Annotated in this window: 11 protein-coding genes; 6 read left to right on the top strand and 5 right to left on the bottom strand. The window is 70.1% G+C overall.

The genetic code is table 11. The annotated features are described in order from the left end of the window. Positions 1-109: 109 nt before the first annotated feature. From ACXJY8_RS05825 to ACXJY8_RS05835, 3 genes are read left to right on the top strand one after another with little or no spacing between them, the layout of a single operon-like run. Positions 110-565, top strand: coding sequence for an endonuclease domain-containing protein (locus ACXJY8_RS05825; protein ID WP_463777287.1), 456 nt, complete (start codon positions 110-112; stop codon positions 563-565). Then, the gene (locus ACXJY8_RS05830; RefSeq protein WP_463777289.1) at positions 562-1821 is read left to right on the top strand and encodes a cysteine desulfurase; all 1260 of its coding nucleotides are present in this window, start codon (positions 562-564) and stop codon (positions 1819-1821) included. Before ACXJY8_RS05825 ends, ACXJY8_RS05830 begins: the two co-directional genes overlap by 4 nt. Before the next feature lie 58 nt (positions 1822-1879). Continuing rightward, positions 1880-2260 (top strand): SUF system Fe-S cluster assembly protein, encoded by a 381-nt coding sequence (locus ACXJY8_RS05835; protein WP_463777291.1) that lies wholly within the window; start codon positions 1880-1882, stop codon positions 2258-2260. Between the two features lie 7 nt (positions 2261-2267). Here the strand turns inward: ACXJY8_RS05835 and ACXJY8_RS05840 are convergent, their stop codons facing one another. Beyond that, the gene (locus ACXJY8_RS05840) at positions 2268-2864 is read right to left on the bottom strand and encodes a Uma2 family endonuclease (protein WP_463777293.1); all 597 of its coding nucleotides are present in this window, start codon (positions 2862-2864) and stop codon (positions 2268-2270) included. Positions 2865-3019: 155 nt separating this feature from the next. Here ACXJY8_RS05840 and ACXJY8_RS05845 point away from each other — a divergent pair, with 155 nt between their 5' ends. Beyond that, positions 3020-3397, top strand: coding sequence for a HesB/IscA family protein (locus ACXJY8_RS05845; protein WP_447678817.1), 378 nt, complete (start codon positions 3020-3022; stop codon positions 3395-3397). A gap of 29 nt (positions 3398-3426) precedes the next feature. Here ACXJY8_RS05845 and ACXJY8_RS05850 read toward each other — a convergent pair whose 3' ends face one another. After that, positions 3427-4479 carry a GGDEF domain-containing protein gene (locus ACXJY8_RS05850; RefSeq protein ID WP_463777297.1) on the bottom strand — a complete coding sequence of 351 codons (1053 nt, stop codon included), beginning with the start codon at positions 4477-4479 and terminating at the stop codon, positions 3427-3429. 140 nt (positions 4480-4619) lie between these two features. Beyond that, the gene (locus tag ACXJY8_RS05855; protein ID WP_463777299.1) at positions 4620-6269 is read right to left on the bottom strand and encodes a DEAD/DEAH box helicase; all 1650 of its coding nucleotides are present in this window, start codon (positions 6267-6269) and stop codon (positions 4620-4622) included. A 282-nt stretch (positions 6270-6551) separates the two neighbouring features. Between ACXJY8_RS05855 and ACXJY8_RS05860 the strand changes: the two genes are divergently transcribed. Then, entirely contained in the window at positions 6552-7277 is a 726-nt protein-coding gene (locus ACXJY8_RS05860; RefSeq protein ID WP_463780423.1) for an aspartate/glutamate racemase family protein, read from the top strand. Positions 7278-8018: 741 nt separating this feature from the next. Next, complete coding sequence (locus tag ACXJY8_RS05865) at positions 8019-8885, top strand: outer membrane protein (RefSeq protein ID WP_463777302.1); 867 nt, start codon at positions 8019-8021, stop codon at positions 8883-8885. 181 nt (positions 8886-9066) lie between these two features. Here ACXJY8_RS05865 and parE read toward each other — a convergent pair whose 3' ends face one another. Both parE and ACXJY8_RS05875 read right to left on the bottom strand, forming a co-directional pair. Then, positions 9067-11121 (bottom strand): DNA topoisomerase IV subunit B, encoded by a 2055-nt coding sequence (gene parE / locus ACXJY8_RS05870; RefSeq protein WP_463777305.1) that lies wholly within the window; start codon positions 11119-11121, stop codon positions 9067-9069. A gap of 264 nt (positions 11122-11385) precedes the next feature. Then, positions 11386-13362 carry a PhoX family protein gene (locus ACXJY8_RS05875; RefSeq protein WP_463777307.1) on the bottom strand — a complete coding sequence of 659 codons (1977 nt, stop codon included), beginning with the start codon at positions 13360-13362 and terminating at the stop codon, positions 11386-11388. Positions 13363-13415 lie beyond the last annotated feature (53 nt).

Consider the following 13415-nt stretch of genomic DNA (forward strand, 5'->3'; position numbering starts at 1 on the left):
GGCGGGAGAGGGGTCGACGGCTTCGGATAGGCCGCTCCCCTCATCCGACCCGCTCCGCGGGCCACCTTCTCCCGCAGAGGGGAGAAGGATGATGGTGAGGGTTAGATCGATGGACAGACCGCTAAAGCTGAACGAGATCTCACCCCATCTGCGCGCCTTTGCTCGGGAGCAGAGGCGCCTGATGACCAGGGCCGAGGCCCTTTTCTGGGAGCAGGTTCGAAGTGGTCGTCTCAACGGCCATAAATTCAAGCGGCAGGTGCCTATCGCGCCTTACATCGTTGATTTCCTCTGTCCGTTGGCACGGCTGGTCGTCGAACTCGACGGCGAACCGCATGAAACGAAACTCCGGCGGGCACGCGACGCGAAGCGCGATGCTTGGCTCGACCACCAAGGCTTTCAAGTTCTTCGTTTCCCGAACGACTTGGTTGTCAGTCATCTCAGCGTCGTGATCGACACGGTGGAACACGCGATCGAGCGGCAGCGCTGCCCCTCTCCCGCCTCGCTCCGCGAGGCACCCTTCCCCGCAGAGGGGGGAGGGTCGGACACGAAACAGGTCCAGGCATGAACGCACCCGTCCTCACCCAGCCCGCAGATCTCCAGCCCTACGACGTCGAGGCGATCCGGGCCCAATTCCCGATCCTCGCCGAGAAGGTCTATGGCCGGCCGCTGGTCTATCTCGACAACGCGGCCTCGTCCCAGAAGCCGCGTGCGGTCATCGACGCGATGGTGACCTGCATGGAGACGGGCTACGCCAACGTCCATCGCGGCCTGCACTTCATGGCGAACGCCGCCACCGAGGGGTTCGAGGGCGCCCGCGAAACCACGCGGCAATTCCTCAACGCCGCCTCCACCGACGAGATCATCTTCACCCGCAACGCGACCGAGGCCTACAACCTCGTGGCCTCGTCCATGGGCTGGGCCGGCCTGATCGGGGAGGGGGACGAGATCATCCTCTCGATCATGGAGCACCATTCCAACATCGTGCCCTGGCATTTCCTGCGCGAACGTCGCGGCGCCGTCATCAAGTGGGCTCCCGTCGATGACGCGGGGAACTTCCTGCTGGAAGAGTACGAAAAGCTGTTCACGCCCCGCACCAGGATGGTGGCGATCACCCACATGTCGAACGTGCTCGGCACGGTGACGCCGGCCCGGGAGATCGTCCGCATCGCCCATGCCCACGGCGTGCCGGTGCTCCTCGACGGGGCCCAGAGCGCCGTCCACCAGCCCATCGACGTGAAGGCGCTCGACTGCGACTTCTTCGTCTTCACCGGCCACAAGGTCTACGGCCCCACCGGCATCGGCGTGCTCTACGGCAAGAAGGACTGGCTGGAGCGCCTGCCCCCCTACCAGGGCGGCGGCGAGATGATCCGCACCGTGAGCCAGGACTCGGTCACCTACAACGACCCGCCGCACCGCTTCGAGGCGGGCACGCCCGCGATCATCGAGGCGGTGGGTCTCGGCGCCGCGCTCGAGTTCATGATGGGGGTCGGCCGCGAGAAGATCGCCGCCCACGAGGCGTCCCTGCTCGGCTACGCCCAGGAGCGCCTCGGGGCCATGAATTCCCTGCGGATGATCGGCACCGCCCAGGGCAAGGGCGGCGTCATCGCCTTCGAGATGAAGGGGGCGCATGCCCACGACATCGCCACCGTGATCGACCGCTACGGCGTCGCGATCCGGGCGGGCACGCACTGCGCCATGCCCCTCCTCACCCGCTTCGGCGCGACCTCCACCTGTCGCGCCTCCTTCGGCCTGTATAATACGACGCAGGAAGTGGACGCCCTCGCCGAGGCCCTGGCCAAGGCCGAGATGATGTTCGCCTGACGATTTTTCAGTCGGCGGCGCCGCGCGGCGCAGGCGACCCGAGACGAGAGACAGAGCCATGACCGATTCGGCCATCACCGGCGGGGCCAACACCCCCACCATCGCGAGCGACTCGGCGATCCCGCCCGAGGAACTCGACCGCCTGACCGACGACATCGTCGTCGCCCTCAAGAGCGTCTACGATCCCGAGATCCCGGCCGACATCTACGAGCTCGGCCTGATCTACAAGGTCGACATCGCCGACGACCGCAAGGTCGCCATCGACATGACCCTGACCGCCCCGGGCTGCCCCGTGGCCGGCGAGATGCCGGGCTGGGTCGAGACGGCGGTCGCCGCCGTACCGGGCGTGCAGTCCTGCGCCGTCACCATGGTGTTCGACCCGCCGTGGGACCAGAGCCGGATGTCCGACGAGGCCCGCGTCGCCCTGGACATGTGGTAGCGGAGGCTCAGGCCTCGGCAGCGAGATCCCGGCGTGGCGGAAAGCTCAGCCCGTCATAGATATCCGCCATCGCGAGCGTCGCGCCGATGGCGGGCAGGTCGATGACGGCCTCGAGACCCTCGAAGGTCTCGATGTCCCATCCGTCTCCCAGGCGCCGGTAGAGCAGGGCCTGCGGCTTCAGCGTCTCGACCAAGAGGATGTAGGCCAGGGTCGGGTGGCGCTTGTACTCCTCGACCTTGCGGGTCTGGTCGATCGTCGTGGTGGAGGGCGATGCCACCTCGACCACCAGCTTCGGCTCGCGCGCCTCGTAGGTGTCCTGGATCAGGGGCGCACACTCGACCATCACGTCCGGCCGGCGCAAGCCCCGGATGCTGGTCCGGAGCGCGATGTCGGCGGTGGTCGGACGGCAGGATGTCCCGCGCAGTTGCGTCCCGAGGCTGACGATGAGGTTCACCGTCGCCCGGTCATGCTGCATACTGGCCCCGGTCATCATCCGGTGCCGCGGCACCGGGTGGCCGTCGACGAGTTCGTAGAGCTCGTCCTGGTCGCGCTGCCAGACGAAGAAATCCTCGGGCGTCATGGTGAGGCGTGCGGCGTCTGCCATGACGATCCTTCCTTGCCTTCCCTCGCGCCACCCTACCACAGGGCGTCGCTTCCCGCGCGGCCGGCCATGGACCCCGGGCTCCGCAATCCTTATCTTAACCGGGTTCAATCACCCTCACCCGCCCGGGCCTTGAACCCGGCCGTCGGAGAGACATCATGGCATCGAAGTTCAAGGTCCTGTCGCTGACCGACGCGGCGGCGACACGCATCAAGGCCATCATCGCCGATGCGGACCGCCCCATCGCCGGCCTGCGCGTCGGCGTGAAGAACGGCGGCTGCGCCGGCATGTCCTACACCATGGAATATGCCGAGGCGCAGAAGCCCGGCGAGGACAAGGTCGAGGATCGCGGCGTCACCGTCTTCGTCGATCCGAAGGCGCTGCTGTTCCTGCTCGGGACGCAGATGGACTTCCAGACCAACAAGCTCTCGTCCCAGTTCGTGTTCAACAACCCGAACCAGACCTCGGCCTGCGGCTGCGGCGAGTCCGTGGCGATCACCCCCGTGAACCCCGAGGCGGTCCACGCCGGCGCCTGAGCGCGGGGTCGGGGCCACGGAGTCCGAGGTCAGGCGACGCTCGACAGGTCCCTGTCGGCGTCGTCGACCGTGCGGTTGCGGCCGTCGCGCTTGGCCCTGAACATGCACTGGTCGGCGCGCTCGAGCAGCGAGACCGCCGTGTCGCCCGGGCGGTGCACCGCCAGGCCGAGGGAGATCGTGATCTTGCCGAGCGACTCGCCGGTGGAGCGCTTCACCAGTTCGCGCGCCATCACGCTGGTCCGCACCGTCTCGGCGATGGCGAAGGCCGCCGCCCGGTCCGTGCCGGGGAGCAGCATGGCGAATTCCTCGCCGCCGAAGCGGGCGAGGACGGCGCGGGCCTTGACGTGCTCGCGCATGACCATGGCCACGAGGCGCAGCACCTGGTCGCCGGTGATGTGGCCGTAGACGTCGTTGAAGCGCTTGAAAGAATCGACGTCGATGACGATCAGGCAGGCCGGGGCGGAGGCGGAGGCGCCCTGCACCAGCTGGCACAGGCTGTCCTCGAACTGCTTGCGGTTCGACAATCCGGTGAGCGGGTCGGTGAGGCTCTCCAGGCGCGTCGCCTCCAGGGTCTCCCGCAGGGTCTCGATCTCGCGCCGGCTCTCGCGCATGCGCGCCTCGAGAGTGCGGTTGTTGGCGGTGACCTCGCGGGTGGTCGCCACCAGGGCGGCGACGACCTTGTGTACGCTGGCCGCGGTGGGAACGGTGCCGTCGAGGTCCTTCGCCAGGTCGCGCAGCGAGGCGTCGTACTGGGCGGTGGAGCCCAGGGAGAGGTCCAGCACCTCCATCACCCCGGCGATCTCCGAGAGCACGCTGTTGCTCGCCCGCTCGGTGACGGACGAGAGGCGCGCGGGATCGAGGTAGGTTCCGTAGAGGCCGTCGACATCCGCCTCGGTCAGCCGCCCGGCGGCCGCCGTGAGGCGCTTCACGGCGTCGTTCATGTGCGGCTGGGTGCCCGAGACGTAGGCGTACCAGACGGCATAGGCGCGCGGCTCGGCCGACGGGCCATAATCACGAAGCAGCGCGTTGGCACGCTCGGCGAGCGCAAAGCTCCGGTCGCTGTCGCCATGACTGCCAGCCATCGTTCGTCCAACCGTCCCGTCCACCCGGCGCGATCCCGGAGCGTCCCCATGACGAGCATCATGCGGTCACGTTCGTGGAGATGCGGTTAAGGTCGACGTGGACGAACGACTTAGCGTGCCGTTCTACTGGCAGTACTGGTCTATTTGGACGATTTGACCACGGCCGGACGCAACAGGAAGGCCGGCACGTGCGAGCCGAGGCCGACCGGCGTCTCGCCCTCGTCCTCCTCGCCGCGGCGACGAGGCGGCCGACGCTCCTCGCGGGACCGCTCCGAATTCCGCTCGGGCCGGGGCGAACGCGGCTGGGTCTGCGCCGCGGGGGCGGGCGCGAGATCCTGTGCGGCCTCCGCTTCCGGAGCCGGACGCTCGGACGGGCCGCGGCGCGCGGTGCGTCCGCCGCGGGCGTCGCGGCGCCCCTCCCGCTTCGGCGCGCGCTCCTCCGCCGCCATCTCGGGCCGGTCGCCGGCCTCCGGCCTCGCGGCGTCGGACCGGGCGCCCTCGGCCCTCGGCTCCGCCCGTCCGGCCGATGCGGCGCGTCCCTCGGACCTCCGGCCCTCGGGCTTGCGGCCCTCTCCACCCCGGACCTGCCGGCCGGACTTGCCGCGGTAGCGGGTGCGCGTCGACTCGCCGCCCTCGGCGGAGGGGGCGGATTCGGGCACCGAGGCGAGGTCGCCCTCGGCCCAGGGAATCGGCTGGCCGATCAGCGCCTCGATGGCGTGGAGCGAGCGCTCGTCGGCCCGGCTCACCAGCGTGAAGGCATGGCCGGCGCGCCCGGCGCGGCCGGTCCGGCCGATGCGGTGCACGTAGTCTTCCGGGTGGTGCGGCACGTCGAAGTTGAAGACGTGACTCACGGCCGGGATGTCGAGCCCGCGCGCCGCCACGTCGCTGGCCACCAGGAGCGGCACCTCGCCCGAGCGGAACCCGTCGAGGGCGATGGTGCGGGCGCGCTGGTCCATGTCGCCGTGCAGGGCCGCCACGTTGAAGCCGTGGCTGGCGAGCGACTTCTGCAGCAGCGCCACGTCGCGCTTGCGGTTGCAGAAGATGATGCCGTTATTCAGCTCGGCCTCGCCGCGGATGAGACGGCGCAGCAGGTCGCGCTTCTCGTGCCCCTCCGAGCTCGTCGCCACGAGCTTCTGCACGATGGTCGAGGCGGTGGAGGCGGGCCGGGCCACCTCGATCCGCTGCGGCGTGTGCAGGAACATGTCGGCCAGCCGCTCGATCTCCGGCGGCATGGTGGCGGAGAAGAACAGCGTCTGGCGCGTGAAGGGCACCATCTTCACGATGCGCTCGATGTCGGGGATGAACCCCATGTCGAGCATCCGGTCGGCCTCGTCGATGACGAGGAGCTCGACGCCGGTGAGCAGCAGCTTGCCGCGCTCGAAATGGTCGAGGAGGCGGCCCGGCGTCGCGATCAGCACGTCGGTGCCGCGCATCAGCTTGGCGTCCTGCTCGGCGAAGGAGACGCCGCCGATGATCAGGGCGACGTTGAGCTTGTGGTTGATGCCGTAGCGGTCGAAATTCTCCACCACCTGGGCGGCGAGCTCGCGGGTCGGCTCCAGGATCAGCGTGCGCGGCATGCGGGCGCGGGCCCGGCCGTTCTCCAGGAGCGTCAGCATCGGCAGCGTGAAGGCCGCCGTCTTGCCGGTGCCGGTCTGGGCGATGCCGAGGACGTCGCGGCGCGCGAGCACGTGGGGGATGGCCTGGGCCTGGATCGGCGTGGGCTCGGAATAACCGGCCGCCGTGACGGCCTGGAGGACCTTGTCGCTCAATCCGAGGTCGGCAAAAGACATATTCTATGAGAACCGTTGCGCGCGGGAATGGACCAACCGGCGCGGAGGACATCGACACGGCGACGGCTGGCATCAGGGGCGGCTTCGACACACGACCCGCCGCGCACACGCGTTGCGGGGGACACTTAGGGCCTTGCACGGCCTTGTCAATCGAGAGGAACCCGCACAGGACGGCTTATCCGCAAGCCGATGCGCCTCATGACCGATGCGTCCGGCGACCGGAACCGCTGGCCGGCCCCTTGCCTCGGCCGTCGCGATCCCGACCCGGACCGAGGCCCGCCCGTGCGCATCCTGCTCATCAATCCGAACACCACCGCCTCCGTCACCGACCTGGTGGCCGGCCATGTCCGGGCGATCGCCGGGGAGGGGGTCGCCCTGGTGCCCGCCACCGGCCGGTTCGGAGCGCGCTACATCTCCAGCCGCGCCGCGGCGGCGATCGCCGGGCACGCGGCCCTCGACGCCTTCGCCGAACACGGAGCCGGCTGCGACGCGGTCTATCTCGCCTGCTTCGGCGATCCCGGCCTCGCCGCCCTGCGGGAGGTCTCCCCCGTGCCGGTGGTCGGGATGGCGGAGGCCGCCTGCCGGGCCGCCGGCGCGGACGGCCGGCGCTTCGCCATCGTCACGGGCGGCGTCCTGTGGGGGCCGATGCTCACGGAGTTCGTCGCCGGCCTCGGCCTCGGCGGGCGCCTGACCGGCGTGCGCACGGTGGCGCCCACCGGCGCCGAGATCGCCGCCGATCCGGAGGCGGCCCTCGGCCTCCTGGCGGCGGCCTGCACCGCCTGCGTCCGGGAGGACGGCGCCGAGGCGGTGATCCTCGGCGGCGCGGCCCTGGCCGGGCTCGAGGCCCGCATCCAGCCCGCCGTCCCGGCACCGGTGCTCTGCTCGGTGGAAGCCGGGACCCGCGCGGTGCTGGCCGCCGCCGGGGGAGGGCGCGCGGCGGGTACGGCTCCCTCGCTCGCCAGCATCGGCCTGTCGCCGGCGCTCGCCACCCTGCTGGCCCGCGCCTGACGCCCGCGCCCTGCGATGCCGAGTGAGGGCGCGGGCTCGCCCCGGTCGGGCGCCCGGCCTCTCGTGACGGGTCTCCCGGTTCCGGCGCCGACGGCTGGGAGCCACGCCCCGTCGCCCCGGGCGAGGGGGCAGGGGCTGGCGATCCTCGTGGAGCGCCCGGGTACGGAGCCGCCGATGTCGCGGGCCGAGGCCGCCCCCCTCGCCTCTGGGGCTCGTCCGGGCCCTTCATAAGACGGCCTCAACCTCCCGGTTGCCGTGATCGCCTATCCCGGACGCTCGCCTCTGCCGACCTGAGGCAGGCCTGAGGCCCGGCCGCCGCCGGCCGCGCCCGCCTCGGCGATCGCGCCGCATCCGCACGGGCCGCCTGACCCGCACGGCGCGACGTCACCCCGGCGACCGCGTCGCGTTGCCGACATCCGGCAAGCGGCGATCCGCAGGATGCAGGAAAACTCCGGTGCGGCGCGGACAGAAGCATAATTCTGCCGAGAGATCGGATCTCAAGAAAGTGTTGCGAAGGGCCTTGATTTCAACAATCGGCTTACAATGCAGCGCTGATCTATTTCCGCTGAATGTGCGTGATGGCACCGATGCGCAAAGGTCATGATGACCCGCCGCTAACCTTTACCCTTCTTTGACATCTGGGGGCCTAATAGGTGGCCTTGTTGCAGGAAAGCGACAGACCTCGCGTCGGCCAGGGACTACAAGCGCGCCGGCTCTCGCCAACCAGGACCAGGTAAACCAATGAAAAGACTGCTTCTCGCCTCCACCGTGCTCGCCGGCCTGACTGCCGTCGCTTCGGCCGCTGACCTTCCGCGCCGCGCGGCTCCCCCGGTGTTCGTGCCGGTGCCGGTGTTCACCTGGACCGGCTTCTACGCTGGTTTCAACGCCGGTTACGGCTTCGACGCCTCCAGCAACAACCAGGCGACCGTCATCGGCGTGAACGGCGCCAGCACGCTCGTCCTGCCGGGCTCGACCGCTGTCGTCGCCTTCGGCAACGGCCGCAGCAACGACGGCTTCGTCGGCGGTGGTCAGGTCGGCTACAACTACCAGTTCACCCCGGGCTCCGGTGTCGTGATCGGTGTCGAGGCCGACGCCCAGTACGTCGACTTCGGTCGTGACCGGAACCGCTTCTCCTCGACCGGCCCGCTGGCCGCCCAGCAGGTCTTCAACCCGGCCGGCGTCTCGGGCCTCGACTACTTCGGCACCGTCCGCGGCCGCCTCGGCTACGCCTTCGACCGCACCCTCGTGTACGGCACCGGCGGCTTCGCCTACGGTTCGGGCGGCGGTCGTGACTTCGGTCTGACCAACTCCAGCCGCGACGACTTCCAGACCGGCTGGGCTGCCGGCGGCGGCGTCGAGTACGCGCTCCCCACCGACTCGTTCCTGAACTTCTTCAAGTCCTCGGCCGTCACGCTGAAGATCGAAGGTCTGTACGTGAACCTCGACCAGGGCAACCGCAACAACGGCGCCTTCGCGGTCAACAACGTCGGCAACGTCGTCACCACCACCAGCCCGGGCGTCGTCCTGGTCAGCGGCGGCCGTCAGGTGCGCGACACCGAGTTCGCCGTCGTCCGCGCCGGCCTGAACTACAAGTTCGGCTCCTACTAGGATCTGAACCAACGGCCTCCCGCGCGATCGATCCGGTCGCGCGGGCCCCGGTCAACAAGAAAGCCCGGCCTCGCGGCCGGGCTTTCTTGCGTTTGGGCTCCCCTTCGAGGCGGACGCCCGCTCGGGAACCGCAGATCGTCGCCCGCGCCCCCGGAATCCCGAAGGCGCGGGCGATCGGCGTTCAGATGTCGAGCTCGGCCCCGTCGGCGAAGGCCGCGCGCTCGGAGATGAAGGTGAAGCGCGCCTCGGGCTTGTTGCCCATCAGCCGCTCGACCGCGTCCCCGGTGGAATCGCGGGCCTCGTCCAGCACCTCGACCCGCAGGAGCGTGCGCTTCTTGGGGTCCATGGTGGTCTCCTTCAGCTGCGCCGGCATCATCTCGCCGAGGCCCTTGAAGCGGCCGATCTCGACCTTGCCGTTCTTGAACACCGTCTTGATCAGCTGCGCCTTGTGGTCGTCGTCCCGGGCATAGGCCGTCTTGGCCCCCTGGCTGATCCGGTAGAGCGGCGGGATCGCCAGGTAGAGGTGCCCGCGGTCGATCAGCTTGGGCATCTGCCGGTAGAAGAACGTGATCAGCAGCGAGGCGATGTGGGCGCCGTCGACGTCGGCGTCCGTCATGATGATCACCTTCTCGTAGCGCAGGTCCTCCGAGCGGTAGCCGGTGCCGGTGCCGCACCCCAGCGCCTGGGTCAGGTCCGAGATCAGCTGGTTGGCGCCGAGCTTGTCCCGGCTCGCCGAGGCGACGTTGAGGATCTTGCCGCGCAGGGGCAGGATCGCCTGGGTGGCGCGGTCGCGCGCCTGCTTGGCCGAGCCGCCGGCCGAGTCGCCCTCGACGATGAAGATCTCCGAGCCGGCCATGCCGGCCTTGGAGCAGTCGGCGAGCTTGCCCGGCAGGCGCAGCTTGCGGGTGGCGGACTTGCGCGCAACCTCCTTCTCCTGGCGCCGGCGCAGGCGCTCCTCGGCCCGGTCGATCACCCAGTCGAGCAGCTTGTTGGCCTGGGCCGGGGAGGCGGCGAGCCAATGATCGAAGGCGTCGCGGATCGCGGTCTCGACGATGCGCGAGGCCTCGACGGTGGCGAGCTTGTCCTTGGTCTGGCCCTGGAACTCGGGCTCGCGGATGAAGACCGAGAGCATCGAGGCGCAGGTCGCCATGACGTCATCGGTGGTCACCGCCGTCATGCGCTTGGCCTGGCCGACGCGCTCGGCATGCTCGCGCAGGGCGCGCAGCAGGGCGACGCGCAGGCCGCTCTCGTGGGTGCCGCCCTCCGCGGTCGGGATGGTGTTGCAGTAGGAGGCCGAGACGCCGTCGTCGGTGACCATCCAGGCCACGGCCCATTCCAGGGAGCCGTGCCCGCCCGGCTTGGTGATCTTGCCGGAGAAGATCGCGTCGGTGACGAGCTCCTTGCCCTCGAGATCGCGGGCGAGATAGTCGCGCAGGCCCCCGGGGAAGCGGTGCACGGTCTCGGCCGGCACGTCGTCCATGCCCTCCAGGAGAGCGAGGGCGCAGCGCCAGCGGATCTCGACCCCGCCGAACAGGTAGGCCTTGGAGCGCGCCATCCTGAACAGGCGGCGGGGGTCGAACTTCAGCGCCCCGAAGATTTCCGCATCGGGGTGGAAGCGCACGCGGGTGCCGCGCCGGTTCTGCACCCGGCCGACAGTCTCCAGGGGACCCTGCACGTGGCCCCGCGAAAAGGTCTGGCGGTAGAGGGTCTGGCCGCGGGCGACCTCGACCTCGAGTTCGTCCGAGAGGGCGTTGACCACCGAGATGCCGACGCCGTGCAGGCCTCCGGACGTCTCGTAGACCTTCGAGTCGAACTTACCGCCCGCATGCAGGACGGTCATGATGACCTCGAGGGCGGACTTGTTCTCGTATTTCGGGTGCGGGTCGACAGGAATGCCGCGGCCGTTGTCGGTGACGACGAGGTGGCCGCTCTCCTCCAGCTCCACCTCGATGAAGCTGGCATGGCCCGCCACCGCCTCGTCCATCGAGTTGTCGATCACCTCGGCGAAGAGGTGGTGCAGGGCGCGCTCGTCGGTGCCGCCGATATACATGCCGGGGCGGCGCCGCACCGGCTCCAGCCCCTCCAGCACCTCGATGGTGGAGGCGTCGTAGCCGGCTTCCGCCGAGGCGGGCGGCGGTGCGATCGGCGCCACGGCGGCGTCGAGCTTGCGGCGCCCGCTGGGCTTCGGCAGGGGCGCCTTGCCGCCGGCGAAGAGATCGCGTGCGGGGTCGCTCACCGGAGCGCCTCGCGCGGGTGATGGTGCGGCCGCGGGCTTCGCGGGCCGGATCGCAGAGGGAGACCGTGCAGCATTCGCCTTCATCCTCTCACCATACCGGAACAAACCGGAAACAGAAAGGGGTTCCCGCTCCGCGGGGCGGGAGCCGGAAGCCCCCGCCGCACAGGGCGTACCACCCCATGACATGGTATGAGGGTGGTTAAGAAGGCCTGACGGTGGCGCGATCGGACGATCGCTGCGGAGAGGCGTCCGCCATGGGGCGCCTCAGGTCCCGACGTGACCGCCGCCGCGGCGGGTGATCGTCAGCACGGCGGGGCGCGGCGGCATCGCCGGGTCGAAGTCGGGCCAGCGGGTGGCGGGCGCCTCGAAGGTGGCGGGCACCGCCTTCGGGTCCTCCTCGTCGGCCTCGCCGGGATGCTGGACGGCCACGAAGAAGGTGGTGTCGTCGGGGGTGAAATAGGGCCCGCACATCTCGGCGCCGTGGGGCACGCGGAAGAAGTGCTTGCCCGTGCCGCGGCCCGGCCCTTCCGTCTCCACCGCCCAGATGCCGTCGTTGCGCCCTGTCCGCGAGGGCGCGTTGCCGTCCGTGGCGACCCAGAGCCGGCCGAGGCCGTCGACCGAGCAATTGTCCGGCATGCCGAACCAGCCGTTCGCCGTGGTGGCCGACGAGAAGGTGGCGCCCACCGCCGCGACGCTCGGATCGCCGCAGCGGACCAGGATCTCCCAGGCGAATCCGGTGGCGGCATGGTCGCCGTCGTCGGGGGTGAGCTCGACGATGTGGCCGAATCGGTTGTCGGCGCGCGGGTTGGCGGCATCGACCTGATCCGCCCTGCGCTTCCCGTTGTTGGTCAGCATCACGTAGACCTTGCCGGTCTTCGGGTTGGCCTCGACGTCCTCGGGCCGGTCCATCTTGGTGGCCCCGAGCCGGTCGGCGGCGAGGCGGGCGCCGATCACCACGTCTCCTTGCGAGGCGAAGCCGTTCTCCGGCGTCAGCGGCCCCTGGCCGAAGACGAGCGGCATCCAGGTGCCGCGCCCGTCGGCGTCGAAGCGGGCGACATGCAGGGTGCCGGAATCGAGAAGGTCGCGGTCGCCGCTGTCGGCCCGGCCCAGGGTGACGAACTTGTAGACGTAGTCGAAGCGCTCGTCGTCGCCCTGGTAGATCACGTACTGACCCTGCTTGGCGACGATGCCGGCCGCGCCCTCGTGCTTGAAGCGCCCCAGGGCCGTGCGCTTCTTCGGAACGCTCGTCGGGTCGAACGGGTCGATCTCCACCACCCAGCCGAAGCGGTTGGGCTCGTTCGGCTCGTGTCCGACGTCGAAGCGCTCGTGGTAGCGGCCCCAGGCATAGGCGCCGGCCGGCAGGTTGAAGCGCTTGTGGTTGGCGGCCTCCGGCGAGCCCTCGGCCAAGGCGCCGGAGAAGTAGTAGTTGATGTTCTCCTCGCAGGTCAGCCACGTCCCCCAGGGGGTCGTGCCGCCGGCGCAGTTGTTGATCATCCCGAGGGCCGACCGGCCGCCGGGGTCGGCGGCGGTCTTCACCCGGTCGCTGCCGGCGGCCGGGCCGGTCAGCGCCATCGGCGTCGTGGCGGTGATGCGACGGGCGTATTTCGAATCCGGCACCACCGTCCAGCGGCCGTCCCGGCGCCGGATCTCGATGACCGAGCCGCCATGGGCCGCCATCTCGATGTCGACGAGGTCCCGGGTCATGCCCTTGAAGTCGACCGCCTTGCCGTCCTGGCGGCCGAGGCCGGGGAACATGAGTTCCTCGTTTGTGTATTCGTGGTTGACCACCAGGAGGCCGTGCGACGCCGGGTCGGCCGCCCCCGGCATCGGGAAGTAGCCCACGAAATCGTTGTTGTAGCCGAATTGCTGCGCTTGCGCGGCCGCCGTCTGGTTGCGCGGGTCGAAGGCCGGCGCGCCGGGCAGCACCGGGTCGCCCCAGCGGATCAGGATCTCGGCGTCGTGCCCGGCGGCGACGTGATGGTGCGCGTCCGATCCGGCCTCGATCTCAGCGAAGGGGAAGCGGGTGCCGGGGGCTTCCGCCGCCTGCGCAGCGCCGGCGGCCAGGGCGCGGGGCGTCACCACCGCCGCGATGGCGCCGACGCCGAGGAGACCGCGCAGGAGGTCGCGCCGGTCGAAGCGGGCCGCCACCACGTCGCCGAAGGTCGGATTCGCGCTGTCGTTCGACCCGCGATCCTCGGCGGCCTCCGCGGCCTGCGAGCGGGTGCGCGTCGGTTCGGTCATGCGGCGGGTCCGTGTAGGCGAGGGGACGGCGGGTGGCGACCTCTCCCGCTAGC

Source organism: Methylobacterium sp. TK31 (genome assembly GCF_055361545.1).